This window comes from Glutamicibacter sp. PAEs-4 (genome assembly GCF_051161755.1).
Lineage (GTDB): Bacteria > Actinomycetota > Actinomycetes > Actinomycetales > Micrococcaceae > Glutamicibacter > Glutamicibacter nicotianae.
Genome location: NZ_CP195017.1, coordinates 3,096,677 through 3,123,005, shown reverse-complemented (window position 1 = coordinate 3,123,005; position 26,329 = coordinate 3,096,677). Strand labels below are relative to the sequence as shown.

At 64.1% G+C, this 26,329-nt stretch carries 25 protein-coding genes and 1 riboswitch; of the genes, 17 read left to right on the top strand and 8 right to left on the bottom strand.

Annotated elements, in window-relative coordinates:
* Positions 1–43: 43 nt before the first annotated feature.
* The 5 genes from ACR9WD_RS14715 (at position 44) to ACR9WD_RS14695 (ending at position 5,785) form a co-directional block, all read left to right on the top strand.
* Positions 44–955: a LysR family transcriptional regulator gene (locus ACR9WD_RS14715; RefSeq protein ID WP_434922329.1), complete on the top strand. Its 912-nt coding sequence runs from the start codon at positions 44–46 to the stop codon at positions 953–955.
* A 121-nt stretch (positions 956–1,076) separates the two neighbouring features.
* The gene (locus ACR9WD_RS14710; protein WP_434922328.1) at positions 1,077–2,126 is read left to right on the top strand and encodes an FUSC family protein; all 1,050 of its coding nucleotides are present in this window, start codon (positions 1,077–1,079) and stop codon (positions 2,124–2,126) included.
* 132 nt (positions 2,127–2,258) lie between these two features.
* A complete protein-coding gene (locus tag ACR9WD_RS14705) occupies positions 2,259–3,608 on the top strand; it encodes an SH3 domain-containing protein (RefSeq protein ID WP_434922327.1) in 1,350 nt (449 codons plus the stop codon).
* 203 nt (positions 3,609–3,811) lie between these two features.
* Positions 3,812–4,582 carry a CPBP family intramembrane glutamic endopeptidase gene (locus tag ACR9WD_RS14700; protein ID WP_121867492.1) on the top strand — a complete coding sequence of 257 codons (771 nt, stop codon included), beginning with the start codon at positions 3,812–3,814 and terminating at the stop codon, positions 4,580–4,582.
* Positions 4,583–4,585: 3 nt separating this feature from the next.
* Positions 4,586–5,785, top strand: a complete 1,200-nt coding sequence (locus tag ACR9WD_RS14695; RefSeq protein ID WP_434922326.1) for an MFS transporter — start codon at positions 4,586–4,588, stop codon at positions 5,783–5,785.
* 42 nt (positions 5,786–5,827) lie between these two features.
* Here ACR9WD_RS14695 and ACR9WD_RS14690 read toward each other — a convergent pair whose 3' ends face one another.
* Entirely contained in the window at positions 5,828–6,661 is an 834-nt protein-coding gene (locus tag ACR9WD_RS14690; protein ID WP_434922325.1) for a hydrolase, read from the bottom strand.
* Positions 6,662–6,851: 190 nt separating this feature from the next.
* Between ACR9WD_RS14690 and ACR9WD_RS14685 the strand changes: the two genes are divergently transcribed.
* Positions 6,852–8,156, top strand: coding sequence for an MATE family efflux transporter (locus tag ACR9WD_RS14685; protein WP_434923216.1), 1,305 nt, complete (start codon positions 6,852–6,854; stop codon positions 8,154–8,156).
* A gap of 88 nt (positions 8,157–8,244) precedes the next feature.
* Here the strand turns inward: ACR9WD_RS14685 and ACR9WD_RS14680 are convergent, their stop codons facing one another.
* Entirely contained in the window at positions 8,245–8,880 is a 636-nt protein-coding gene (locus tag ACR9WD_RS14680) for a GntR family transcriptional regulator (RefSeq protein ID WP_073706942.1), read from the bottom strand.
* A 124-nt stretch (positions 8,881–9,004) separates the two neighbouring features.
* Here ACR9WD_RS14680 and ACR9WD_RS14675 point away from each other — a divergent pair, with 124 nt between their 5' ends.
* From ACR9WD_RS14675 to rraA, 6 genes are all read left to right on the top strand, one after another.
* Positions 9,005–10,324: an MFS transporter gene (locus tag ACR9WD_RS14675; RefSeq protein ID WP_073706941.1), complete on the top strand. Its 1,320-nt coding sequence runs from the start codon at positions 9,005–9,007 to the stop codon at positions 10,322–10,324.
* 33 nt (positions 10,325–10,357) lie between these two features.
* Positions 10,358–11,578: an alpha-hydroxy acid oxidase gene (locus ACR9WD_RS14670; protein ID WP_073706940.1), complete on the top strand. Its 1,221-nt coding sequence runs from the start codon at positions 10,358–10,360 to the stop codon at positions 11,576–11,578.
* 56 nt (positions 11,579–11,634) lie between these two features.
* Positions 11,635–12,228 (top strand): DUF308 domain-containing protein, encoded by a 594-nt coding sequence (locus tag ACR9WD_RS14665; protein ID WP_073706939.1) that lies wholly within the window; start codon positions 11,635–11,637, stop codon positions 12,226–12,228.
* A 38-nt stretch (positions 12,229–12,266) separates the two neighbouring features.
* The gene (locus ACR9WD_RS14660; RefSeq protein WP_223308794.1) at positions 12,267–12,560 is read left to right on the top strand and encodes a hypothetical protein; all 294 of its coding nucleotides are present in this window, start codon (positions 12,267–12,269) and stop codon (positions 12,558–12,560) included.
* A 90-nt stretch (positions 12,561–12,650) separates the two neighbouring features.
* The gene (locus tag ACR9WD_RS14655) at positions 12,651–14,162 is read left to right on the top strand and encodes an amino acid permease (RefSeq protein WP_434922324.1); all 1,512 of its coding nucleotides are present in this window, start codon (positions 12,651–12,653) and stop codon (positions 14,160–14,162) included.
* An 83-nt stretch (positions 14,163–14,245) separates the two neighbouring features.
* Positions 14,246–14,722 carry a ribonuclease E activity regulator RraA gene (gene rraA / locus ACR9WD_RS14650; RefSeq protein WP_434922323.1) on the top strand — a complete coding sequence of 159 codons (477 nt, stop codon included), beginning with the start codon at positions 14,246–14,248 and terminating at the stop codon, positions 14,720–14,722.
* A 16-nt stretch (positions 14,723–14,738) separates the two neighbouring features.
* Here the strand turns inward: rraA and ACR9WD_RS14645 are convergent, their stop codons facing one another.
* Both ACR9WD_RS14645 and ACR9WD_RS14640 read right to left on the bottom strand, forming a co-directional pair.
* Positions 14,739–15,047 carry a hypothetical protein gene (locus ACR9WD_RS14645; RefSeq protein WP_038993088.1) on the bottom strand — a complete coding sequence of 103 codons (309 nt, stop codon included), beginning with the start codon at positions 15,045–15,047 and terminating at the stop codon, positions 14,739–14,741.
* A 112-nt stretch (positions 15,048–15,159) separates the two neighbouring features.
* On the bottom strand, positions 15,160–15,729 hold the full coding sequence (locus ACR9WD_RS14640; protein WP_038993089.1) for a CGNR zinc finger domain-containing protein: 570 nt from the start codon (positions 15,727–15,729) through the stop codon (positions 15,160–15,162).
* A 114-nt stretch (positions 15,730–15,843) separates the two neighbouring features.
* Here ACR9WD_RS14640 and ACR9WD_RS14635 point away from each other — a divergent pair, with 114 nt between their 5' ends.
* From ACR9WD_RS14635 to ACR9WD_RS14620, 4 genes are all read left to right on the top strand, one after another.
* Positions 15,844–16,821 (top strand): EamA family transporter, encoded by a 978-nt coding sequence (locus tag ACR9WD_RS14635; RefSeq protein WP_434922322.1) that lies wholly within the window; start codon positions 15,844–15,846, stop codon positions 16,819–16,821.
* Positions 16,822–16,952: 131 nt separating this feature from the next.
* The gene (locus ACR9WD_RS14630) at positions 16,953–18,476 is read left to right on the top strand and encodes a GMC family oxidoreductase (RefSeq protein ID WP_434922321.1); all 1,524 of its coding nucleotides are present in this window, start codon (positions 16,953–16,955) and stop codon (positions 18,474–18,476) included.
* 154 nt (positions 18,477–18,630) lie between these two features.
* Entirely contained in the window at positions 18,631–19,083 is a 453-nt protein-coding gene (locus ACR9WD_RS14625) for a MarR family winged helix-turn-helix transcriptional regulator (protein WP_121867485.1), read from the top strand.
* A complete protein-coding gene (locus ACR9WD_RS14620) occupies positions 19,080–20,108 on the top strand; it encodes an FUSC family protein (RefSeq protein ID WP_434922320.1) in 1,029 nt (342 codons plus the stop codon). The genes ACR9WD_RS14625 and ACR9WD_RS14620 overlap by 4 nt, the downstream gene beginning before the upstream one ends.
* A gap of 16 nt (positions 20,109–20,124) precedes the next feature.
* On the opposite strand, the gene ACR9WD_RS14615 is transcribed toward ACR9WD_RS14620, so the two are convergent.
* Together ACR9WD_RS14615 and cycA are read right to left on the bottom strand one after the other, a co-directional pair.
* Positions 20,125–20,448: a 4a-hydroxytetrahydrobiopterin dehydratase gene (locus tag ACR9WD_RS14615; RefSeq protein ID WP_084084043.1), complete on the bottom strand. Its 324-nt coding sequence runs from the start codon at positions 20,446–20,448 to the stop codon at positions 20,125–20,127.
* 162 nt (positions 20,449–20,610) lie between these two features.
* Positions 20,611–22,113 carry a D-serine/D-alanine/glycine transporter gene (gene cycA / locus ACR9WD_RS14610; RefSeq protein WP_434922319.1) on the bottom strand — a complete coding sequence of 501 codons (1,503 nt, stop codon included), beginning with the start codon at positions 22,111–22,113 and terminating at the stop codon, positions 20,611–20,613.
* Positions 22,114–22,432: 319 nt separating this feature from the next.
* Positions 22,433–22,531: riboswitch (glycine riboswitch) on the bottom strand.
* Between the two features lie 422 nt (positions 22,532–22,953).
* On the opposite strand from cycA, the gene puuE reads away from it, so the two are divergent.
* Complete coding sequence (puuE, locus tag ACR9WD_RS14605; protein WP_038993093.1) at positions 22,954–23,880, top strand: allantoinase PuuE; 927 nt, start codon at positions 22,954–22,956, stop codon at positions 23,878–23,880.
* 408 nt (positions 23,881–24,288) lie between these two features.
* Here puuE and ACR9WD_RS14600 read toward each other — a convergent pair whose 3' ends face one another.
* The gene (locus tag ACR9WD_RS14600; protein ID WP_434922318.1) at positions 24,289–25,518 is read right to left on the bottom strand and encodes an amidohydrolase; all 1,230 of its coding nucleotides are present in this window, start codon (positions 25,516–25,518) and stop codon (positions 24,289–24,291) included.
* Between the two features lie 56 nt (positions 25,519–25,574).
* A complete protein-coding gene (locus ACR9WD_RS14595; protein ID WP_434922317.1) occupies positions 25,575–26,249 on the bottom strand; it encodes a hypothetical protein in 675 nt (224 codons plus the stop codon).
* Positions 26,250–26,329 lie beyond the last annotated feature (80 nt).

The window sequence follows — 26,329 nt, the reverse complement described above, 5'->3', positions numbered from 1 at the left end:
CCGACCGCGCGACCCGAGGTGAGCGTGGTGCAATGGACAGGTGATGTTTAGGCAGTTGGAATACTTCGTTGCCCTGGCCCGGGAACAGCATTTCGCGCGGGCCGCCCAGGAGTGCCGCATTTCCCAGCCGGCGCTGTCCGAATCCATCAGGAAGCTTGAAGCCGGGCTCGGGGTGCCGCTGGTGCGCCGCGGGCACGCGTTCCAGGGGCTGACCGCGGAAGGCGAAACGGTGCTGCGCTGGGCCCAGCGCCTGCTGGCCGACCGCGATGCGCTGGCCCAGGAGGTGGCGGCGCTGCAATCCGGGCTGACCGGCACGCTGCGCCTGGGCGCGGTGCCCGCCGCGTCCTCCACGGTCGCGCAGCTGTCCGATGCCTTCGCCCGGGCCAATCCGAAAGCAGCGATCCATGTCCAGAGTAGCCTGCGCTCCACCGGCATCATTGCCCAGGTCCGCGACTACGAACTCGATGCGGGGCTGGTCTACGCGGATCCTGCGCAGTTGGGTGGACTGCTCGCGCTGCCCTTGTACCGTGAGGAGCACGTGCTTCTCACCAAGGCAGGGATGTTCGCTGGCGAGGGGCAGCCAACCGCCGTGGACGAGGTGCTCTCGCTGCCGTTGTGCCTGCTGGATTCCTCCATGCGCGGCCGCCAGCTGCTGGACGAGGTGCTGGCTTCCCACGGGCGCAGCGCCGAGCCGCGCATCGAGTGCGATTCGATGATCACGCTGCTGGCGCAGGTGGCCACCGGCCGCTGGGCGAGCGTAGTCCCGAAGCAGTGGCTCGAACCCCTGGGCGAGCTGCCGGGCCTTGTCCAGACGCCCCTTGCCGGTCCCCGCATCACCAGCCAAATCAGCTTGGTGATGACCGGGCACCAGCCGCTGCCGCTCATGTTACGCGCATTGCTCTCTGCGACGGGCGACCTGTATCCATCCGTAACAAAGGATCTTGACTTGGCTTGATAAGTTAGCCCGATTGAAACATCAGAAATAATGCTTGGACATGATCAAGGTGTTGATGCAACTCTGAAGTGGCAGAACCGCTCCTTTTTGCAGGAAGCTGGACGACCCGCAAGGAGCGATCATGGAGAATTTCCGGAACGTGCCGGCCAGAATCCCGAAAACGGGAATCCTGGCCCCGGCGTTGGCGTCCGCGGCGTGGCGGGGTCTTGTGCTGTCCCACAGCCCCGAGATCCGCCCCGCCCTGCGTGTCGGCTTCGGATTGGCGATTCCCGGCGCCGCACTGCTGTTGCTGGGGCGGGTGGACCTCATGGTCTACGCGGTCTTCGGTTCGGTGGTCGGAATGTACGGCCGCAGCCCGCACCGGGTGCAGCGTCTCAAGGACCAGGCCCTGGCCGGAACCATGATGCTGTGCGCCGGCATATCCGGCATCGTCATCGCGCCGTGGGGACTTGACGGATGGGCGCTGCTCACCGGAGGCATTTTCTGGGCCTGCACCAGTTCGCTGGCCGCGGACCGCTACGGGCTCAAGCCAGGCGGCTCGTTCTTCCCGCTGTTCGCCTTCGGGGCGCTGGCCAGCCTCCCGGTGGGGCAATCGCCGTCCGTGGCGGGTTTGGCGGCGTTCGTGGTCACCGCGCTGTTCTGCATTGCTGTGGGACAGACCGCCACGTTTGGAGCTGCGGCAAGCGGATATCCCGGGCATGATCCGATCGGCTGGCCGGACGCGCTGCGCCGCGCCACCTGCTACGCCAGCGTGGTGATGCTGGCAGGAGCCCTGGCCATCGGGCTGCACCTGGAACACCTGCAATGGGTCATGGCCGGTTCGGTGGTGCCGCTGGCGGCGGGCAACGCCCGTGGCCGCCTGGGCAGGGGACTGCACCGTGTGGCCGGCACCGTGGCCGGACTGGGGGTGCTGCTGGGCATCTACCATCTGCAGCTGCCTCAGCTGGCCCTGGGGCTGGTGATCATCGTGCTGATGTTCCCCACCGAGGGCTACATGACCCGAAACTACGGGCTGGCGCTGAGCTTTTTCACTCCGCTGATCATGCTGATGCTTGAGCTCGCCGACCCGAGCGTCAATGCGGATGTCCTTTGGGAACGCGCCGCGGGCAACCTGTTGGGAGTGCTCGCTGGCATCGTCGGTGCGCAGTTCTTCGATCGCAAACCCCGCTGACGAAGTACCGGATTTGGACTGGACGTTGCATGATTAACTAGGTCAGGCGTCGAATCGGCAATCTCGCTCGAACCGGGAACGGCTTTGCGCAGGACACCATCCAATCCGTGCCCAATGGAAGATTCCACCGCCGTGAAAACACAGTTCAGTTCTCCGCGACGATTCGCCGTTTCAACTGCCAGCGCACTGCTGGCCGGTGCGCTGGCCTTGGGCGGCCTGGTGCCGGCCGGCGCTGCGCAGCCGCACCCGGTTGCACAGCAAGCTGCGTCTGCCCAGCCTTCCGCGTTGCTATCGGCCCCCGGAGCACTGCAGGTGCCTGCCGCCAACCGTGTAGTGCAGATCAAGACCACCAGCAACCTGAACATGCGCTCCGGTTCCAGCACCAAGCACCGCTTCATCCTAACCATCCCGAAAAACAAGACGGTCACGGTCAAGTCCCAGGCTTCCAACGGCTGGTACCAGGTCACGTACAACAAGAAGACCGGGTGGATTTCCAATGAATACGCCAAGGTCACCAAGACCTCCGGCACCGGCAAGACGCCGAAGCGGGCGAAAAGCGTGAAGCTCTGGGTCACCCCGGAATCGACGATGAATATCCGCAAGGGGGCGGGAACCGGGCACAGTGTCGTCGGGAAGATCAGCAAGGGCCAGCCGGCCTACGCGACATCCAAGGCAGCCAACGGCTGGTACAAGATATCCACCCAGGGCAAGACTGGGTGGATCTCCGGCGCCTACGTCACAACCTGCTCCAAGGGATGCGCCATCGATGCCGGCCCGTACACCACCAACCGCGCAGGCCTGACGGACCGCTACTTCGCCAAAACTTCCGGCGCAGACCTGTTCGCCTCGGTCAAGGGCAAGAAGCGCATCGGCGACATCCCGAAGAACTCGATCGCCTATCGCGACAAAGCGTGGGAAAAGAAAGCCGGCCCGGTCTCCGGCTGGTACTACATGCGCACCCAAGGGGCAGATGGCTGGATGAAAGCCTCGGCACTGAAACGCAGCACCAATGCCAAGACCAGCAACACCGCGAAGACCACCCGGGCCACAGTACTGAAGCAAGCCAATGGGAAGCTGCCCTCCTCGATGCTGGTGGCCCTGCACTGGGACAAGGAGAAAACGCTGATCGCCGCCCCGGCCGCTGCAGACCTGGGCAGGTTGAACGCCGCCTTCAAGAAGAAATTCGGGAAGAACCTGGATATCGATCTGGCCTACCGCACCCTGGATACGCAGAAGCTCCTCTATCAGGAGCTCGGCCACTACATCGCGGCCAAACCGGGCACCTCGAACCACGGTTGGGGATTGGCCATCGACGTGCCTGAGACCTTCAACTACTCATTCAAGGGCAAGTACTACAAGTGGCTGAAGGCCAACTCCAAGAAATACAACTGGATTCACCGGAAATATCTGGAAGAATTCCGCGCCAACGGAAGCAGGAATCCGTACGCCGAAGCATGGCACTTCGAATATGCGGGCAACTGAACTCAGCAGCATGAGCCATCATGACGCATTCTTGATCTTGGATGCCTGGCCAAGATCACTGCAGAATTCCGCGGAACATTTGTCTTGGATCTCGGCCCGCTCCGCTCGTTCGCTGACCACACCTGCGAGGTCTTCGATTTCGCTTGCGTGCGTCAAACCCCAAACACAACGGATCCCCAGCCGAGGCAGATAGGCTAGGGGATATGCATCAGCTGCCTGACTACCCGAACTATCCTGTTGTTCCCCGACGCAGACAGCGTGTATTCGATGCAGGACCGTTCACCAAGGGCGACCTCTGGACCGTCATTGCCTACCTCGTCTTCTTTGTCGGCGGCGCGGCAGCCCTCATCGGCTTGATCCCCGGCTACATGAGTGCCTTCTCGACCCAGGAACAGGCGTTGTTCGGGATCAACCTGATCCTGTATGTCACCTTCTTCATTCTTGCGATGATCCAGTGCGGGGCGCAGTTCTTCGAATCGTTCAAGACCATGCGGTACTACCCCTGGGCCAAATGGCTGATGCTGCCCGGAGGCTGGTTCCTGACCATCATGGTCAACGGGATCATCGCCGCATTGACCGGCCAGGTGGTCACCAGCGAGAACCAGGCAGCCCTGGAATCCATGGCCGGAACCGTGCCGCTACCGGTCATGCTGGTAGTGACCGCGTTCTTCGGCCCCTTCGTCGAGGAATACCTGTTCCGCCATCTGCTCATCGGCAAGTTGTCGCGCAAGCTGAACGTCTGGCTGTGCGCATTGATCTCCACGGTGCTGTTCGCCAGCATCCACTTCATTGGGGCCGGCATCGGATCCTGGCTTGAAGTGGTGCCGTACTTCATGCTGGGCGTCATGATGGCCGTCGCCTACATCCTCAGCGGCAAGTCGCTGGCCTACTCCTACATGCTGCATGTCATCAACAACACCGTGGCGCTGCTGGTGGTCTACCTGATCTACCCGCTGCTTCCTGCCGGGGTCTAGGCAGTGGCATTTACCGGGCTCGAACCGAATACCCCCGCCTACCGCGGCATGCTGCTGGCGCTTTTTGCCGGGGGTGTCGCCACCTTCTCCCAGCTGTATGCGGTGCAGGGGCTGCTGCCCGTGATCGCCAGCTACTTCGAGATCACCTCCTCGCGAACAGCGTTGGCCGTGTCCTCGGCAACCCTGGGGCTGGCCTTGGCGGTGACTCCCTGGGCGATCATCTCCGACAGGGTCGGGCGCCGCAAGGTCATCAGCATCGCCCTGGTCTCTTCGGTTGCCCTGGGAATGCTCAGCTGCCTGGCGCCAAGCTTCGAGTTTCTGGTGGCGATCCGCTTCTTCGAAGGCATCGCCCTGGCCGGAGTGCCCGGTTCGGCACTGGCCTTCCTGGTCGATGAGGTCAATCCGCGCGCCGTTGCGGTGGCCAGCGGCACCTATATTTCCGGCACCACCCTGGGCGGGCTGGCCGGCCGCCTGGTTGCCAGCTTTGTCGCAGACCCTGCGGGGTGGCGCTGGGGCATCGCTGCCGTGAGCATCATGGCCGGCCTGGCGACGCTCTTCTTCCTGCTCAAAGCTCCCAGCGCGCAGGGCTTCGCTCCCATCCGGCACCAGAACTTGGGCAGCATCGCCAAGAAATTCGCGCAGGCGTTGCGCGGCAGGATGGCGCTGGTCTATGCACAGGGCTTCCTGCTCATGGGCGGATTCGTCGCCGTCTACAACTACCTGGCATTCCGGCTGGAAGCACCGCCCTACCTGATCCCGGCCTCGTGGGCGGCACTGGTCTTCCTGGCCTACCTGTCGGGGACCTACACCTCGGTGGCTAGCAGCAAGCTCGTGGCCAGGGCCGGACGACGCAATACGCTGCGCCTCAGCATCCTGCTCAGTGCGTTCGGCCTGCTGCTGACGCTGGCCGGGAACCTGGTTGTCATCATCGCCGGGCTGCTGATCTTCACCGCCGGCTTCTTCGCCGCCCACGCGGTGGCCAGCGGGTGGGTTCCGGTGCTGGCAACCGGAGCCCGCGCCCAAGCCTCCAGCCTGTACAACCTGTTCTACTACGTCGGCTCATCGCTGCTGGGCTGGCTCATCGGCATCCCATTCCTGCACTACGGGTGGGCCAGCGTGGTGCTCTGCGTGGGAGCACTGCAGGCGGTTGCCCTGATCCTGGCCTCCTTGCTGTCCAGGACGGATCCATCCCTGCGCCGGTAAATCATATTCCGCACACGGAATACTCATTTTCTTCGCAGATGATCAGGTCAGATGGTCGAATTCTCCAGATGCCCAGCGTGCATAGCGTTCGGCCGAGAACTGCACTACCCGGTGCGCATCGGCCCGGATGCAGGAAGCGAAGTTGTTGTAGAGGCGGTCGAATCTTTCCGGCGCCAGCGTCGCGGCCAAGCGCCGAACCACAGCAGCCGAGAGCGGAATCCGGTTGGGATAGCTGCGCAGGAACGTCACGTTGCCATCGGCCACAGGAAAAATCGCGTCACCGGCCAGCATGACGCCACGGCCATCGGCACCTGCTTCCCAGATGGCCACCGTGCTGCCGGGGAAGTGGCCGCCGAGCTGGATCAGCTTGATCCCGGGCAGCACGTCAAAGGGTTCGGACCAGGTAGTGATCGCGTCCGATGAATACTGGACCCACGCCTTATCCTTCTCGGCGACGAAGATCGGCGCATCGCCCAGCGCCTGGCTGTACTGCTGCTGCACCCCGTACATATGCGGATGGCTTGCCACAATCGCCGCGAGCTTTCCGCGGCTCCTGAGCCAGTCAATGATCTCGCCGGTAATCAGCCCCGGCACATCGAAGAGCAGGTTGCCATCGGTGGTCTCCACGAGCAGCGAGCTTTGGCCAATGCCGATCTCCGGAGAAGATATGGCGCTCAGCCCCGGTTCGAGGGAGGTGATGGTCAGTTGGTGCCCGGCCGCTGCCAGCTCTTCGGTGCGCACCCAGCGCTGGGTGCCGCCGGGAATGTATTGGCGTTCATCGGCGCAGATGGGGCACGGGCCGGCAGGTGGAGCGCCCGTCGGGAACTCCACGGCGCAGCCTGCGCATTGCCAATGGCCGATCTGTTCTTCTCCCATGGATGAATCCGTCTTCTATTGATGGTGATGGTTGCGTCTTGCTTGCCATCCAACCTAGTGCCAGCCCCGGATGCAGGAAAGAGGACGGCATCTGCAATCTCCGCACCCGGGACGCAAATGGTGAAACTGCACGCCGCTTCGTAGAGTTGGGGTTGTGAATCCTTCAACCCCCACCGAATCCCCGCGGAGCATGGGCCGGCAGATCCTTGCCCTGGCCGTTCCCGCGCTGGGCGCGCTGATTGCCGAGCCGCTGTTCCTGATGGCTGACTCGGCTATTGTCGGCCACCTTGGCGTGGCCGAGCTGGCCGGCGCCGCCCTGGGCACCACGGTGCTGCATACGGCGGTGGGGCTGATGATCTTCCTGGCCTACGCCACCACCCCTGCAGTGGCCCGCGCCCTGGGTGCCGGCGATCCGGGCAAGGCCATGGCCGCAGGCCGCGACGGCATGTGGTTTGCCGTCGTCCTCGGCCTGGTGCTGTCGCTGGCCGGATACTTCGGTGCCGGGAGCCTGGTGCGTTTGATGGGCGGCGAAGGGGAAACCGCGCAATTCGCCGTGGACTACATCGACTATTCGATGCCCGGCCTGACCGCGATGCTGCTGGTCCTGGCAGCCACCGGCGTGCTGCGCGGCATGCAGGACACGAAAACGCCGCTGGTCGTGGCCACCGTCGGCTTCGGACTGAATATCGTCCTGAACTTCATCCTGGTCTACTGGGCCGACATGTCGGTAGCGGGTGCCGCGCTGGGAACTTCGATTGCCCAGTGGATGATGGCACTGGTGTATTTGTGGATGATCCTTCCAAGGGTCAGGGCTCAAGGGATCTCCCTGGCACCGAGCTGGTCCGGGTTCATTTCCACCGGGCAGGTCGGCTCCTGGCTGATGCTGCGCAACCTGAGCATGCGCGCGGCCTTGCTGCTCACCGTTCTGGTGGCCACCAATGCCGGCGACCAGACGCTGGCCGCGCACCAGCTGGTCTTCACCATCTTCAGCTTCCTGGCCTTCGCGCTGGACGCTTTGGCCATCGCGGCCCAGGCCCTGATTGGCCAGGAGCTGGGCCGCGGGGATGCCGAACAGGTCCGCAAGCTTACCGGCATCATGAGCCGCTGGGGCATCTACTTCGGCGTGGCCACCGGCATCCTGCTATTTGCCACGTCGTGGGTTTTCCCGATGATGTTCACGCAGGATGAGCAGATCCGCCAGCTGACCACCATCGGGCTGTGGGTGCTGGCGTTGTCCCAGCCGTTGTGCGGCCTGGTGTTCGTCCTGGACGGGGTGCTCATTGGAGCCGGCGATGCCCGCTACCTCGGCTTGGTCGGTGTGCTGAACCTAGTGGTCTACGCACCGATGCTCTGGGTGATCCATGTCTTCGCGCAGGACGCCACCTCGGCGATCTTGTGGATCTGGGTAGCCTTCGCCCTGGGCTACATGGCGGCTCGCGGTGTGACCCTGTCGCTGCGCGCCAAGAACACCGCATGGATGCGGCTGGGCAGCTGATGGCCGGCCACCTGGCCACCCGATGCCGGTTGCTCCGGGAGCTGCGGCTCCCGGTCAAAGTCCGTTTGGCAGTCGGTGGGCTCGGCGGCTAGTGCTGGCCGAGCATGGCGGTGCGGATGGATTCCAGGTGCAGCGCCATGGCCTCGGTGGCCGCGGCTGGATCTGAATTCTGGATGGCGTTGAAGATCGCCCGGTGCTCGGCCAGCTCGTCCGATTGGGACATGTACGGCTGCATGGAAGGCAGTACGTAGTGGGCGCGGGCGGTTTGCGCGAAGCAGTTTTCCAGGCTGGCTACCAGGCGCGAATTGCGCGAGGCCGCCGCCAGTTCGCTGTGGAAGCGCTGGGCCGCATGCATGGAGGCGATGGGATCGCTGACCGACAGCTTCTCCTGGGCCTCCAGATGACCGGCCAGGGACACGACGAGCGCCGCCGAGTGCATGCTGGCCACCTGTCCGGCCACATGCGGTTCGAGCAGGCTGCGCAGCTCTAGGACTTCGTAGACATCGTTCAGCGAAATGGCGCACACCAGATAGCCCTTCTTGGGCAGGATCTGCAGCAGGCCTTCGCTGGTGAGCTGGCGCAGGGATTCGCGTACCGGGGTTTTGGAGACGTCGAATTCCTGGGCGAGGGCCGGCTCGATGATCAGGGTGCCTGGGGCGAGCTCCCCGCGGTTGATGCGTTCGCGCAAGGTGATGGTGAGCTGTTCGGAGAGTGAGCTGGCCATGATTCTCCGATTCTCCTGCGCGTAATGTAGCTACCTGATCTAGGTGCCGTTCTGGGCAACACTCTAGTCTTGGATGAAATATATTTCAGGAATCTTACGGGAACACTACTTCATCGCAAGGACTATGACTGTGCCGATCACCCAGAACCCAGCCAGCGGGCAGCAAGCGCGCAACCGGCGTCGAGCCCTGTTCGCCTCCGTCTTCGGCACGGCCATCGAATGGTATGACTACGCGCTGTATGGCGCGGCCGCGTCGGTGGTGATCGGCCCGCTGTTCTTCTCCGGGGCCGGTGGCTCGGCGGCCTCCATCGCCTCCTTTGCCACCTTCGCGGTGGGCTTCGTGGCCCGCCCGCTGGGCGGAGTGGTCATCGGGCATCTGGGGGACAAGTTCGGCCGCCGCCCAGCGATGCTGCTCTCGGTCATCCTGATGGGCGTCGCCACCGTGGGCATCGGCCTGCTGCCCACCGCAGCCAGCTGGGGCGTATGGTCCGTGGGCCTGCTGGTGCTGCTGCGCCTGATCCAGGGCTTCGGCGCCGGCGCCGAGCTGACCGGGGCAATGACCCTGGTAGCCGAATACGTGGAGCCGAAGAAACGCGGCCTCTACACCTCGCTGGTGCTCGCCACCCCTCCGCTGGGCATTGCTCTGGCCACCGTGTGCTTCTTCCTGGTCTCGCTGGCCGGCGACGAGGCCTTGCTCGGCTGGGCCTGGCGCATTCCCTTCCTGATCTCGGCGCTGCTGTTCGTGGTGGCCATCTACATCCGCAACAAGCTGGAGGAAACCCCGGACTACGCCGCCGCCATGGCCTCGGCCCGCGCCAGCCAGCAGCAGGCCAAGCTGCCCATCGTGCAGGTGTTCGCCGGGCACTGGCGCCGGGTTATCCTGGGCTTCCTGGCCATCACCGGGCACAATGCGGTGAACTACATCCTCGCGGTCTTCGCGCTGAGCCTGATGGTCACCAGCGGCATGGAACGCAGCCAGGCGCTGCTGGCGGTCACCCTGGGCTCGCTGGTCTCCGTGGTGCTCACGCCGGTCGGCGGCTGGCTGGCTGACCGGTTCGGCGCCTCCAAGGTGCTGGCTGCTGGAAACATCTCCGGCCTGGTCCTCGCCTTCCCGATCTTCGCGATGGTCTCCACCGGCGAATTCGCCTACGGGCTATTGGGCATCGCCGCCGGCTACGCACTGGTGATTCCGTGCACCTCAGGTGCCCAGGGCGCCTTCCTCACCGAGCTGTTCCCCGTTTCGATCCGCTTCTCCGGGATCGCCCTGGCCCGCGAACTGAACGGCGCCATCGTCGCCGGACTCTCGCCGCTGATCGCCGCCGCGCTGCTGCAGGCAGGCAATGGCTCCATCGTGATGCCGGCCGGCTACCTGGCCCTGTGCTGCCTGTCCTCGGCCGTGGCGATCTTCATCGGCACCCGCGCGAGCACGCGCAACCTGTACTGAACCAACGCATTTCCACCGAAGAAGGAACAACCAATGGGTAACCTCAAGCGCCAGCTGCCGGACGTCGCCGAACTGGTCAGCCTGATGAAGTTCAAGCTCCCCACCACCGATCGCCGGGCCGCCCGCCTGGCCAGCGCCGCTGACCTCTGGGATCTGCGCAGGATCGCCAAGCGCCGCACCCCCGCCGCGGCCTTCGACTATGTCGACGGCGCCGCCGGCCGCGAGATCACCGCGAGGCGCGCCCGCGAGGTATTCGACAACGTCGAGCTGCTGCCGCGCATCCTGCACGGCACCGCGCACTCGGACCTGTCCACCGCCATTGCCGGTGCGCCATCGGCGCTGCCTTTCGGCATCGCGCCCACCGGTTTCACCCGCTTCATGCACTCCGAGGGAGAAATCGGCGGATCCAGGGCTGCCCAGAAGGCCGGGATTCCCTTCAGCCTGTCCACCATGGGCACCCGCTCCATCGAGGAAGTCGCCGCGGCGGCACCGGAGGGGCGCAAGTGGTTCCAGCTCTATCTGTGGAAGGACCGCGAGAAGTCCAAGGCGCTGGTGGAACGCGCGGCCGCGGCAGGCTTCGACACCCTGCTGGTCACCGTGGATACCCCGGTAGCCGGCCAGCGCCACCGCGATGCCCGCAACGGCATGAAGATCCCGCCCGAGCTGACGCTGAAGACCGTCTTGGATGCCTCCTACCGTCCGGAGTGGTGGTACAACTTCCTGACCACCGATTCGCTGAAGTTCGCCTCGCTATCCGATACCTCGGCAGACCTGCCGACCATCATCAACTCCATGTTCGATTCCTCCTTGGACTTCGACGACCTGGAATGGATCCGCGAGCTGTGGACCGGCCAGCTGTTCGTCAAGGGCGTGCTCACCCGCGAGGACGCCGCCAAGGCAAAGGCTGCCGGTGCTGACGGCCTGGTGGTGTCCAACCATGGCGGACGCCAGCTGGACCGTGCGCCGATTGCCTTCGAAGCGCTCAGCGAGGTGCGCGCCGAAGTCGGTGAGGGCATGGAAATCATCATGGATTCGGGCATCATGTCCGGTGCGGACATTGTCGCCGCACTGTGCGCCGGAGCCGATTTCGTGCTCATTGGCCGCGCCTACCTCTACGGCCTGATGGCTGGCGGCGAGGAAGGCGTCAGCCGTGCCATCGAATTGCTGGCCAAGGAAGTGGAAGTGAATATGCAGCTGATGGGCGCTGCCAGCATCAAGGACCTGGGCGAGTCGCTGATCCGCCGCCGCCGCTGACGTGATTAACTCCGGGCGAAGTGGCGGTTAGTTCTATGAGCGGTAGAATAGAGATTGTGCCTGCACCAAAAACCACCCCAGTCCAAGCTTCAGATGTCTTCCGCCCAGTGTTCCTGCGCGGTCTGGCAGCCCTGGCCTATGCCCTGATGTCGATTTTCTGGATCGGCGCAGATGAGAAGGTCGTGACCTACTCGACGGCAGCGTTCCTCGTTGTCACTGGCGTATTCATGTGGCAGTACGTATCGGTGGAAAGCGCTCCTGAGAAGTCGCGCGCCCCCTACGCACTGGGTGCTGGACTGATGCTCATGGCTGGCATCGCAACCATCTTCGTCAGCTCGATCACCTGGGTTGGCTACGTGGCAGCGTTCGCCTTCCTGGCAGCCGGCATTGCCGAACTCGTGGTCTTCGCCAAGCTCCGCGAGGCCTTCCCGCCGTTCAGGAACCAGCTGGTGACCGGCGCGGTGGGCGTGATCTTGGCCATTTCGCTGTGCTTCAGCGGCGGCCTGGATGCACACGCATTGTTCGGCCTGATTGGCGGCGGCACCATTGTTCTCGCGGTCTTCGCGCTGATTGCAGCCTTCGGCCATCGCCACGAGATGAAGGCTGCCGCACCGGCCACGAACAATACCCCGGACCAGGGCAACAACTAGTCCTCAGGTCAGCAGCAAGAGTAGAAACGGAGTTTCTGGTGGGAAACAATAAGAAGAAGCAACCGTGGAGCCAGTCAATCAAGGGCCCACTGAGCTTCTCGCTGATCTTGGGCCTTGTCTCCGGCGTGGTCGGCCTGATCAGCTCCACCGGCGGATCGCAGAATCCACTGCGTTTCGACATCGGTTTGGCGGCCTTCGGCATCGCCTTCGTCGCCAGCCTGCTGGTCATCTCGGTGTTGACCATGGCAGCCAAGGAAAATGATCCTGACCTTGGAAAGGGCACCGGGGTCAACCGATCCTCTGCCAATCCGGACAAGAAGTTTGAAGACTGATAATAAAGCTTAGCCACGCGGCATGACGCGCTGGGACTGTCCATCCACAGATAGTCCCAGCGCGTTGTCGTTTGCCGGGTCGGCCAATCGATGCGAAACGCCTCCAGCACGCACCAAGGATTTCGAGTGAGCAGCACGAGCAACACAGAGCAGCACAGCCATACCCCATTGGGCACGCAGCTGCGGCGGCGCAAGTCCATCCAGGCGATGGCCAACGATGCGGCGGACAACGCCGGACTCGGAACGCTCAAGCGCTCGCTGGGCGTCACCCAGCTGGTCATGATCTCGGTTGGCGCCACCCTGGGCACCGGCATCCTGGTGATCCTCGGATCAGCCGTTCCGGTCGCCGGCCCGGCGATCTGGATCGCCTTCGTGCTGGCCGGCATCACCGCGCTGCTCTCGGCGGTGTCCTACGCCGAAATGGCCGGCATGGTCCCGGTCTCCGGCTCCAGCTACTCCTATTCCTATGCCACCTTGGGCGAAGGCATGGCCTGGGTGTGCGGCTGGTGCCTGGTTCTGGAATACGCGGTGTCCGCGGCCGCGGTGGCGGTAGGCGCCGGGTCCTACGTGAACCAGACCCTGGAGATTTTCGGCCTCGCCTTGCCGCAAGCACTGGCCACCGGCCCGGGCGAGGGCGGCATCATCAACCTCTCGGCACTGATTGTGGTCATCTTGGCCACCTTGCTGCTGGTCCGCGGTGCCCGTGAATCGGCCTTGGCCAATACCGTCATGGTGATCGTGAAGATCGCCATCCTCGTCTTCTTCGTGGTCGTCGCCTTCACCGCTTTCAATGCCGGCAACTTCGCGCCGCTGCTGCCCATGGGCGCCGCGGGCGTGACCGGTGCTGCCTCCATGGTCTTCTTCTCCTACATCGGCTTCGATGCCGCCTCGACCGCTGGCGAGGAAGCCAAGAACCCGCAGAAGGATCTGCCGCGGGCCATCATGATCGCTATGGTGCTGGTGACCGCCATCTACGTGCTGGTTGCCGTGGCGGCCATCGGCGCCCGGGAATGGGAGTGGTTCGCCGATTCGGAAGCCGCCCTGGTGCAAATCGTTTCAGAGATCACCGGGCAGAAGTGGATGGTTCTGGCCTTCGCCCTGGCCTCGGTGATCGCGATCGTTTCGGTGGTGCTCACCACCCTGTACGGCCAAACCCGAATCCTGCTGTCCATGGGCCGCGATGGCCTGATCCCGCGCTTCTTCGCCAAGGTCTCGCCGAGCACCCGCACCCCGGTCATCGGCACCTACGTCACCGGCGCGGTCGTGGCCATTGCCGCCTCGCTGATCCCGTTGGGCCAGCTGGCCGAAGCGACCAGCATCGGCACCCTCTTCGCCTTCTCGCTAGTGGGCGTCTCGGTGATCTACCTGCGCAAGACCCAGCCCGATATCCCGCGCACCTTCCGCGTCCCGCTGTATCCGGTGACTCCGATGCTGGGTATCGCTGCCTGCCTGTTCCTGATGTTCAATCTGGCCGGGATCACCTGGCTGGTCTTCGGAATCTGGATGGCCGTGGGCGCCGCGATCTATCTGGCCTATGGCCGGCGCAATTCGCGTCTGGGAGCGTTGGACTCCAAGGCGTATGAGGCGGAGCTGAACCTCTAAACCTTTCGTCATGCTCTGGGGTTGCGTGCGCTGAGGGCTAAGCTGTGTGGTGGACCACTATCGCAGCTCACGAAGGAAGCGACATGCACCAGGAACCGATCAGCACCGCCGACCTCTACGACCAGCATGGAGATGCGCTGCAGTCCGTCTCCTTGCAGTTCCAGGACTTTGGCGGGCGGCTGTCCTTCTACGGGCCGGCACGCACCGTGAAGTGCCATGAGGACAATGGCCTGGTCAAGGAAATCCTGAGCTTCCCGGGCAACGGCGCGGTGCTCGTGGTCGATGGGGGAGCGTCCCTGCGCTACGCCCTGCTGGGCGACATGATTGCCGAGAGTGCTGAAGCCAATGGCTGGGCCGGGGTCATCATCAGCGGCGCCGTGCGCGACCGGGCCGCACTGGCCGAACTGGAGCTGGGCATCAAGGCGCTGGGCAGCAACCCGCGCAAAACCGTCAAGCGCTCGCATGGCTCAGTGGACGAAGTCATCAGCATCGGGGACGTGAACATCCGTCCCGGCGCGATGGTGTACGCGGATATCGACGGGATTCTCGTCGAGCACTGATCGCCGGCCGGCGCCGCTAGGACTTGTCGCCGGCGCCTTCCCACTCCGCCTTGAACTCGTCGGTGCTCAACGTTTCCAGGTCCTCGCGGATCTGGACGACCAGACGTTCAGCCTCCTCGAGGCTGGAGGTCGTGATGCGCAGGACTACCGAATCGTCTTGGCGCGAATGCACGACAACCTGCGGCTCATTCGCTTCGTATTCGGCATCGCCCAAGGCTGCCGATGCCAGGGCTACAACCCAGCGGGCGGCGGCTTTCAGCGGGCCGCTCTCAGCAGCTTCGATCCGAGCCTCGTAATCATCCGAAGCGTGGGTTTCCTGAGTCATGGCCTGCCCCTTCCACTACTGCAACTGCCGGTGTCCCGGTTGTGTGTTCATCATATGGCCCGCGCAAGGCAAAAGGCGAGGAGCATCGCCCAACTCGATCCAGGCCGGACGCTCAGCGGGCGGGCAGCTGCTGGCCCGAGCGCTTTGACGCCTTGCGCGCACGGTAGGCGCGCACATGCTCGCGGTTGGCACAGTTGCGGGTATCGCAGTACAGCTTGGAACGGTTGCGCGACAAATCCAGCAATGCCGCCTCGCAGTCCTTGGAAGCGCAGATGCGCAGCCGCTGCAAACCGCCGGAACGGATCACCTCGGCCAGCGCCATCGCGGCATCCACCGCCATCCGGTCGTAGAGCGGGGTGCTGTTGGTGGTGGCGTGCAGGTGGTAGCCCAGCGATTCGCTCTTGATCAGCTGCGGCTGGGCGTTGGCGTTGCGCAGGATGGCATTGACCCGGAACACCGATTCCTCTTCGGTGCCGATCCAGATGTTCTTCAGCTGGGAACGCAGCTGGCGGATGGAACGCAGCTCCGCCTGGTTGTGCGCGCGTGAGCCGTCGAAGTTCTCCGCGTCGAGGAACTCATCGAGATCAGCGACGGTGGAGAGCATATCCACGATTTGCACCTCGGTATTCAGCAGATTCACCACGGTCTTCAGCGACGCTTCGATATCTGGGGCAAAGGTCATAATTCGTTCCTGGAGGGTGGGTGGATTGACTGCTACTCAAGCCTAACCGTATCGTCATGCTCATACCCCCATTTGCCCCTGAACGGGGCATGAAATTCTGCGCGAAAGACCCTCATGAGCGACCTGCCTACCCCCGGTGCGCCTGCAGCTTCCACCTACGCTGCGACCAGCCAGCCCAGCCAATCGAAGGGCATCTGGATTGCACTGGCCTCCTCGGCCGCCTTCGGGGTGTCGGGCTCCTTCGCCAAGGGGCTTTTCGAGGCCGGTTGGAGCCCTACCGCCGCGGTAGCTGCCCGCATGGCCGGCGCGGCGCTGGTGCTGGCCATCCCGGCGCTGCTGGCGATGCGCGGACGGTGGGTGCTGCTGCGCACCAACTGGGTATCGATTGTGCTCTTCGGACTCTTCGGGGTGGGCGCCTGCCAGCTGTGCTATTTCCTGGCGGTGCAGCGATTGGATGTGGGCGTGGCCCTGTTGCTGGAGTATCTGGCGCCGGTGCTGATTGTGCTGGTGCTGTGGACCAGGCACCAGAAGCGCCCGTCCGTGGCGACCATCGCCGGAACCCTGCTGTCGCTGGCTGGGCTGGTAGCGGTGCTCGACCTGACCGGTACGACACGTATCGATCCGATTGGCGTGCTCTGGGGACTGGGCGCGGCCATCGGGCTGACCGTCTACTTCTTCATCAGCGCCAAGGTTGATGGAGCGCTGCCGCCGATCATGCTCTCTGCTGGGGGCATGGCAGTCGGTGCGCTGACCATGCTGGCCGTGGGAGGACTGGGCATCCTTCCCATGCACTGGGCTCCCGGCACTGGCTCTTTCGCCGGCTTCGAGACCCCGTGGTGGCTGGCGCTGACCGGGCTGATCCTGATCGCCACCGTGTTCTCCTACACCACCGGCGTGATGGCCGCGAGGGAACTGGGATCCAAGGTGGCAAGCTTCATCTCATTGACCGAGGTGCTCTTCGCGGTGCTCTGGGCCTGGCTGCTGCTGGCCGAGCTGCCCGGTGCGGTGCAGCTGTTCGGCGGCCTGCTGATCGTGGGCGGAGTGGTCCTGGTCCGCATCGACGAATTGCGAGCGGCCCGGATCCGCAAATAGCCGAAGCGGCCCCAAGCGGATACTGCGCACGCGTTGCCAATTGCTGTGCGCACGATGACAATGGAAAACCTGCTGACCTGTACAGACTGGGATGAATACATTTCGCAGCACCTCAAGGTGGAGGAGTTTCCATGGGCAGCAAGTCGGTCATTGTCGTCGGAGCAGGTTCAGCAGGTGCGGTCGTCGCGCGCCGGCTGGTGGACGCGGGAGCGCAGGTGACCTTGTTCGAAGCCGGGTCCGAAGACACCAACCCGGCCATCCATGACCTCTCGCGCATGGGCGAACTGTGGCATAGCAAGGACGACTGGGATTATCACACGGTCCCGATGGCAGGGGCCGCCAACAAGCCGATGCACTTGCCTCGTGGCAAGGTGCTCGGCGGATCGCACGCGCTGAACGCAACCATCTGGGTGCGCTGCGCACCGCAGGACTACGACGACTGGGCCAAGGACTGCGGCGAGCAGTGGGCCTGGAAGAACGTCTTGCCGATCTACAAGGATATCGAGAACTTCTCCGGCGGCGCCAGCAAGTTCCACGGCACCGAAGGGCTGGTGCCGGTGGACAACGACTACGAGCTGGATGAAATCCACCAGTCGATCATCGACGCGGCAGTGCAGTCCGGCATCGAGTTCAACCCCGACTACAACGGCGAGCAGCTGGACGGCGTGTCCAAGGAGCAGATCAACGTCGTTGGCGGCGAACGCATCAACACCTGGAAGGCCTACCTCAAGCCGGTGCGCGAGCGTCTTGAGATCATCACCGACGCCGAGGTGCACTCGGTGATCCTGGAATCCGGCACCGTGGTGGGCGTGCGCTATCAGAAGGGTGGGCAGCTGCAGGAGCTGCGCGCCGATGAGGTGGTGCTCAGCGCCGGCGCCTTGGGCTCCCCGCAGATCCTCCTGCGCTCCGGAATCGGCCCGGCGGCCGAGCTCCAGGCCGTGGGTGTCGAGCCGCTGCATGAGCTGGACCAGGTGGGCAAGAACCTGCATGACCACCTGCTCGCCCCGGTCATCGCCGAAACCACCACCCGGGACATTCCTGCCCCGCGCACCGGGGTCTCGGTCTCGCAATCGCACATGTTCTCCCGCTCCCGCGCAGACCTGGACCGCCCGGACACCCAGCCGATTTTCTTCGCCGTGCCAATGTACTCCCCGGGCATGGAACCGATCGAGGGCACTGCATTCACCCTGCACTCCGGAATCGTGACCCCGCACAGCCGTGGAGAAATCACCCTGAGCGGACCTGGACTGGAAGATCAGGTGAACATCGATTTGAATGCCCTGGATGATCCGCGGGATCTGGAGGCGTTCGTGTACTCGATGAAGCAGTGCCGAGCGATGGTCCAGCAGGACGCCTTGGCCCAGGACTGGGGTGCCCGGGAGGTGTACCCGGGCAATGAGGTGAGGAGCGATGAGCAACTGGGGGAGTACATCCGCAACAACGTGGTGACCTACCACCACCAGGTGGGTACCTGCCGCATGGGCACCGATGCGCAGGCAGTGGTGGATCCGCAGCTGCGCGTCCGCGGCCTGGCCGGCCTGCGCGTCATTGATGCGTCGATCATGCCGAAGATCACCACCGGCAACACCAACGCCCCGGCCATCCTCATCGGCGAGATGGGAGCCAAGTTCCTGGTGGCAGACCTGGGGCTCTGAACGGCGGGGAGGCCAAGCCAAATCGTCCACCCGTCCCGCTGGATGGTGTTTGAGCAGAACGGGTGGGCGATGATGGCCGTCATTGCCATGTGAGATTCATCGATAAAACGCTTCTTTTTGAAATCGTTTCGAAATGAAATGATATTTTGGGGGAATGGCTGAACACCAGATTCCCCAGTTCCAATGGAACTCGCTGAGCTATCTCACTGCCCGCGCCGGACGCATCGGCACCCAGGAGCTGACCGAGCTGATGGAATCCGAGTCCTTGACCAGGCATCATTTCACCATCATCTGCGCTCTGGAGGAGTTCGGCGGCATCTCGCAGAATGACCTGGCGGCACGCTCGAATCTGAACCGTGGCCACCTGGTGGCCTACCTCGACCAGCTGTCCACTCGCGGCATCCTGGAACGCAACGTCGATCCGGAAGACCGCCGCCGCAACCTCATTACGCTGACCGCCGCAGGCAGGAAGTTCGCTGCCCGGGCGATGGCCGCCGCCGAGCACAGCGAGGCCAAGGTGTTTGGCGCCTTGGATGCGCAGCAGCAAGTCCAGTTGCGCACCTTGCTCCAGCTGGTCGCCGCCCAGGACGGGGAAGCGCAGCAGTGAAACGCCATCTGAAGGAAGTCATGCGGCGCAGCGTCATCGTGGCCCCGCACCGCCCGTCGCTCATCCCGGCATCCAAGGCGACGCTCAGCCTGGCCGTGCCGCTGATCCTCGTGGCAAGTGCTGGCCGGCTGGACTGGGCAATGTACGCCGCATTCGGCGCTTTCTGCGCGGTCTTCGGCCGCTTCGATGCCTATGCGCCGCGTTTCTGGCAGCAGCTCTCGGCAGGCATCGTGCAGCTGCTCGCCATGCTGCTGGGCACCTACTTCTCGCTCATCGATGCGCCGTTCCTGGTGCGCGCGCTGGTGCTGGCAGTTATCGGCTTCGGCGCCAACTACGTCTCGCATGCCGCACGCTGGATGCCGCCAGGACCAATCTTCGCGGTCTTCGCCGGCGGGGCCTGCCTGAGCCTGCAGGCTACCGCGGACAACTTCACCGGGGTGCTGCTGGCCGGCGGCGGCACGATGGTCTTCAGCATGCTGCTGATGCTGGGCCTCTCGCTGCGCAAAGCGAACCTGCGCCATACCCTTGGCTCCGGATTCAACTGGGCTCCCAGCGACCGGGCCATGCCGGAGTCGCTGCAGATGGGCTCGGGCGTGCTGCTCGCTGCAGTCATCGCCTGCCTGGTCGGCGACGGCCACTGGTACTGGGCCAGCCTCGGCGCGATCGCTGCGGTCACCGGCATTGATGCCTATGCGCGCGTGGCCCGCGGGCTGCAGCGCTGCGTGGGCACCTGCCTCGGGGTGGCGCTGGCTGCCGTGGTTTTCGCCTTCGATTCCCCGCTCTGGGTGGTCCTGGCCGCCGCGCTGGCCTCGCAGTTCATCATCGAGCTGGTGATCCTGCGCAACTATGCGGTGGGCATGGTCTTCATGACCATCTCCGCGCTGCTCATGGTCCACCTGGTCAGCCCGGAACCGCCTTCGTCGCTGCTCATCGACCGGATATCCATGACGGGGCTCGGCGCGGCCGCGGGTGCGGCGCAGAGCATCATCATTTCCATGATCGCTTCCCGGCGCCAGCGCAGCTGAACGGGGGAGGCGACGGCTACTGGCGCCCGGTGATCACCTGCGCGTCGAGCTTGCCGGCTTCGATGGAAATGTGGCGGGCCAATTCCAGCTCCGGTGCTGAGAGCCGCTCGGGCTGGTTGGACGCCAGGCGCAGCTCCACGGTGGTGATCCGCCAATCCAGATGCGGGTGCCGGTTGTCCTGCTCGGCACGCAAGCCCACCTGGACTATGAACTGCAGGGCAGTGCTGGCGGAATCGAAGCGGTAGGCGGCGCGCAGCCCCAAGTCATCACGCATCCAGTCGGGCAAGTCCGCCGGCACCTGGCCGGATTCGATGCGCGGCAATGGACCCGTTGATGTCATGGTTCTTTCCTCCCTGCGGCAGCTGGTCGAAGGTGGCCAGCGCTTGCTGGCTGAACCAATGATGGCATCAATCCTGCAAGCCTCAATAGCGATCCCAGCGAGCACGCAGAAAGGCCCCGGCAAGATGCCGGGGCCTGGACTGCGCAGCCGGTGCGTGCAGTGCTACTGGTGCACGTTTTCGTTGGCCCGCGGGGCAGCTTCCTGCTCGTGATTGGCGAAAGACTTCGCGTCACGGTAGGCGGCCGCTTCGTAGCGTTCATGCGCCACCTTGGCCAGGTGCGCGGCGCGCAGCTCCTGGTGCTGCGGGTTGCGGCGGATGTACAGGTAGCCGGCGCCCAGGACCAGGAACCAGGCCGGGGTGATCAGCAGGGCGGTGAAGGTATCGGCCTGGGTGGTCAGCGCCCAGATGATGAAGCCGAAGAAGCCGAGCACCACATACGGCATGAGAACTCCGCCTGGCACCTTGAACTTCGAGGCATCGTGCAGGTGCGGGCGGCGGGCCCGGAAGACCAGGTAGCTGAGCAGGATGATGGTCCACACGAACATGAAGCACAGGGCCGAGACGGTGGTGACCAAGGTGAAGGCGCCCATCACCGAGTCGCCGCTGTAGAGCAGGGCGACGCCGGCCAGCAGGAACATGCAGGAGAACATCAGCGCGTTCTTCGGGACCTTGCGTCCGGAGAGCTTGGCGAAGCTCTTCGGGGCATCGCCTTCCATGGACAGGCCGCGCAGCATCCGCGAGGTGGAGTAGATGCCGGAGTTGGCGCTGGAGGTGGCGGAGGTGAGCACCACGAAGTTGATGATGCCCGCGGCGCCGGCCAGGCCGGCCAGGGCGAACATGCCCACGAATGGGGAGTTCTCGGCGGAGAACAGGTTCCACGGCTCGACCATCATCAGGATCAGCAGGGCGCCGACATAGAAGAACAGGATGCGCACGGGAATCGAGTTGATCGCCTTGGGCAGCGTCTTTTCCGGGACCTTGGTTTCGGCTGCGGTGGTGCCCACCAGCTCGATGCCCACGAAGGCGAACACGGCGATCTGGAAGCCGGCGACGAAGCCCATGAAGCCGGTGGGGAACATGCCGCCGTGCGCCCACAGGTTGGCGAAGGAGGAAGTCGTGCCGTCGTGCTGGAAACCGGTGATGATCATGACCAGGCCGACCACGATCAGCGCGCCGATGGCCACGATCTTGATCAGCGCGAACCAGAATTCGGTTTCGCCGAAGGCCTTCACGGTGGCCAGATTCAGCACCAGCAGCAGTGCGATGCATGCCAGGGCCGGGATCCACAATGGGAGGTCGCCCCACCAGAAGGCGACATAGTGGGCGATGGCCACCACATCGGCGATGCCGGTGACTACCCAGCAGAACCAGTAGGTCCAGCCGGTGAAGAAGGCGGCCCAGGGACCGAGCAGATCGCCGGCGAAATCGGCGAAAGTCTTGTATTCGAGGTTGCTCAGCAGCAGCTCGCCCATGGCGCGCATGACGAAGAAGAGCATGAAGCCGATGATCATGTAGACGAAGATGACCGACGGGCCGGCGACCGAAATGGTCTTGCCGGAGCCCATGAACAGGCCCGTGCCGATCGCGCCGCCAATGGCGATCAGCTGGATGTGTCGATTGGAGAGCCCGCGCTCGAGAGTGGGGCCAGAACTGGTGGGACTCATGCTGGTTGCCTTCCAGGAGTGTGGAGTGGCGCCCCGAAGCTGATCTGCCTCCAAGCCGGGTTGGCTTGGAGCGCAGTCTCGCTTCGATGAACACTTCCGTTTCGGAGCAGTCCAGCGGGCTTGCCCGGCACGCTGCGCAAAGAGCAGGGACCAGGCCAGCCACGGGGAGTACCTCGAATCCGGTGCGCTCGGTGCGGCACTGTTCTTGGTCCCTCCCCAATCTGTATGTCGACCTGAGAGTTTTCACTTCGGCCCGATTACTGGGCGAAGCTTGCTCCTTCGGTGAGTGCGGCCGTGCCGCACTGCTTTCCAGATTTGCCTAGTCGTGGCGGTACGGGTGCCTGAGAGTTTCCCGGGGAGGAAATTGCTCCTACGGCGCCCGCCCATGGTGTGGGCGGGTCTCTCCCGCCACGCATCAGCGGCATATGTGGTGATTGCCATCACAGTATGCGCAGAAACCTCAACGTGGTGCAAGTCGCATTTTCACATTTTGGGCCGACGGCAACCGCGCAACCCCCGGGAACAAGAGATCACCTGCCGGAAATCAAGGATTTCTTGCTTCGTAACGAATAGCGGGCTTTCCCATGGTGCGTGCATCGGGGCCAAGGCGGTGTTGCTGCCATAGGCACGCGACTGCCGATCCAGCAGAGGGCGAGGCCGGGGTGCTTCGGGTTGGGGAGACGCTTCACAATTCACCCTCTGCGGCAGGGTGTGGCAGGATGCACAATACAAACTTCCAGTCCGGGGCCAGTCCGGTCTTCCTGCAGCGCGAGAAGCACTGCATCATCATGTATTTCCGAGCCTGCCATGCGTGCGGAGTGAACAAAGAAGGGACCATCCATGGGCGAATCTGAGCAAAAGAACGGCAATCGCGACTTCGTGGGCTACGGCCGCAAGAGCATTGACCCGCAGTGGCCCGCAGGTGCCAAGGTTGCGGTGCAATTCGTGGTCAACTACGAAGAAGGCGGCGAAAGCTGCGTTCTTGACGGAGACCCCGCTTCCGAGCATCTGCTCTCCGAAATCGTCGGTGCCGCGCCGTGGCCAGGACAGCGCAACCAGAATATGGAATCGCTCTACGAGTACGGCTCGCGCGCCGGATTCTGGCGCCTGCATCGCGAATTCACCGAGCGGAACCTTCCGGTTACCGTCTTCGGAGTGGCTGCCGCAATGGCACGCAATCCCGAAGCCGTGCAGGCCATGAACGAGGCCGGATGGGAAATTGCCAGCCACGGCTACCGTTGGCTGGAATACAAGGATTTCGATAAGGAAGAGGAACGCCGCCACATCCATGACGCGGTGAAGGTTCACACCGAAACGGCCGGTGAACGACCCTATGGCATGTACCAGGGCAAGCCTTCGGACAACACCTTGGAACTGGTCATGGAAGAAGGCGGATTCCTCTATTCGGCCGACAGCTATGCAGACGATTTGCCTTATTGGACCCAGACGAAGGAAGGCAAGCCGTTCCTGATCGTTCCTTACACCCTGGATGCCAATGACATGCGCTTCGCGACGCCGCAGGGATTCAACTCCGGTGACCAATTCTTCACCTACCTCAAGGATGCCTTCGATACCCTGTATCGCGAAGGCCAGGAAGGCTCGCCGAAGATGATGAGCATCGGATTGCACTGCCGCTTGGTGGGCAAGCCGGGCCGCATCGCCAGCCTGCGCCGCTTCCTGGACTACATTTCCGGGTTCGAGGACATCTGGGTAGCCCGCCGCGTGGATATTGCCAAGCACTGGTACGAGAACCATCTGCCGATGTAGTCGCCAAAGTAGGCAAGCACGGCCCTGCGGCGTCCAGGCGGCAGCGGTGCCGTGCTTGCCTGCCCGGCGGGCCACCAGCGGGGCGGTTGTCCCAAGCACGAGATCGTCTAGTGCCGAGCGTTCTTCGTGATCCATGGATCACGCCCGGTGGCATTCAGCAGGCTTGCCGGTCGCTTCGCCACCTCGTGACTCCGCCCCGCCAGGGAATCCCGGTACGCCAAACGAGGAGCCCAACTGGAACCAAGAAGGCCGAAGGCGCACCAATTCCTGCAGTTCGCGGCAACCAGCCCGATGGATGCCGACGGCTTCACCAGCCAATGCGAAGTGGTGGACTCCGTCGCGGCCCCGATCCCTGTCGGCTCCAAGGCCAGCGCCAGGATGGCCCCCGGGGCAAGTGGCAGTCCTTGTTCACTGCTGGCCAACCTTTGAGTACAGGGCACGCACGGCGGCCCGCACACCGGTGGCCAGCGTTGGATCGGTGATCGGGGCGAAGAACGGCGAGTGGTTGGCCGGGGGAGCCCCGGCGGCCAGGGTTTCGGCGCTGTTGCCGCCGAAGAACCAGAACACGCTCGGCACCCCGATCGCTGATGCCAGCGCGCCGAAATCCTCGCTGCCCATCACCGGAGTGCCTTGCACGACCTTCTCTGCACCGAATTCCCCGCGGAACTGCTCGGCGAGCTTCCCGGCTTCCTCCGGGTCGTTGTACAAGGGCGGGAAATTGGAGATGTCCTCGATGACCGGCTTCGGTGCTCCCGAGGCCAGTGCCTCGTGAGCAATGATCCGGCGCAGGGAATCCAGGACGGTGCGGCGCACCTTGGGATCGAAGGTGCGCACATTGATCGTGAAGACCGCGCGATCGGGAATCACATTCTCCTTCAGCCCCGCATTGAAGGAGCCGATGGTGAGCACAGCTGCCGACTGCGGGGCCACCTGGCGGGAAACAACGGTCTGCAAGCGCATCACCATGGCGGCTCCCAGCACGATCGGGTCAATTGAATGCTCCGGCATCGAGCCGTGCGAGCCCTGGCCCATCACCGTCACCCGGAAGGAATCAGCGGTGGTCATCGCCGCCCCACCCATCAGGGTGACGGTGCCCGCCAGCCCGCCCATGACATGCTGGCCGTAGACCACCTCGGGCTTGGGCGCCTTGTCCCACAATCCGTCCTCCACCATGGCCTTGGCCCCGGCAGCGGTTTCCTCGCCCGGCTGCAGGATGAAGACCAGCGTGCCCGCCCACGCATCGGTTCCCCGGGCAAACAGCTCGGCGGTTGCCAGCGCCACGGCCATGTGCGAGTCGTGGCCGCAGGCATGCATCACCGGCACCTCGGTGCCATCCTCCAGCACACCGGTAGCTTCGCTGGCATAGTCCAGGCCGGTGTCCTCGAGCACCGGCAGCCCGTCGGTATCGGCCCTGAAGGCCACCACAGGGCCTGGCCCGTTGCGCAGCACCCCCACCACTCCGGTGCCGCCGCAGCGGAAGACCTCCAATCCCGCGTCGCCCAGCCTGCGGGCCAGGAAATCCGCGGTGCGGTGCTCCTGCATGGACAGTTCGGGATGGGCATGCAGATGCTTGTAGGTGCTGATCAGCTCTGCCGCGGATGCGGCGGTGAGCTGCAAGGATGCTGGGATGCGGGTCATTTCCGGTGCTGGCCTTCCAGTCGATGCGGTGGCGGGGTAGTTGGCGGCATCCGGTCCTAGTAGACCGGGCCCTCGGGCGGATTGCCGTGCTCATCGGGTTCCCGGGCCGCGGCGATGGCCCGCTTGTCGCGCAGGAACCAGGCGATGACCGCCGAGCCGATAACCGCGATGGCGGTGGAGAACAAGCCCATCTGCGGGGAGAGCGGAACCAGCCCGAAGACCACGATCAGCGAGACCACCAGCGCAATGATGGCCGCGCGCGGGGCCTTCTGGCTGACGATGGCCTGCACGACGACAGCACCCATGACGGTGGGCAGGATATAGGTCTGAACGGTGGTGATCAGGCCGGTGGGAATGACGCTGACCAGCCAGGTGCCCATCAGCCCGACGAAGATGAACAGCGAGGCCAAGTGCACTGCGGCCGCGCCGCAGATCGCCGCCACCGAAGCCAGCTCGCCCTTGCGCGTGCCCGGTTTCACCCCGATGGTGGACTGGGCGATCATCGGCGCCGGCAGCAGCTTGTTGGAGATGTTGCCGATCATGAACGCCTGGTACATCGAGGAGGCGCCGAGGATCGGGAAGTAGGTCAGCGGTTCGACGATCCAGATGACTCCGAAGACCGCGGCCAGTGCGCCGAAGGCTGCGAGGATGCCGGAGAGCGGGATGTCCAGTCCCGAGAAGAAGACCAGATAGGCGGGGGCCGCGAGCGAAAAGGCCAGGCCGATGAGCATGGTGATCCGTCCCCAGCGGGAGGTGGTCCGGTTGGAATGGCTAGGGGATTGCAGAACGCATGGGGCGTGCCGCGCAATTT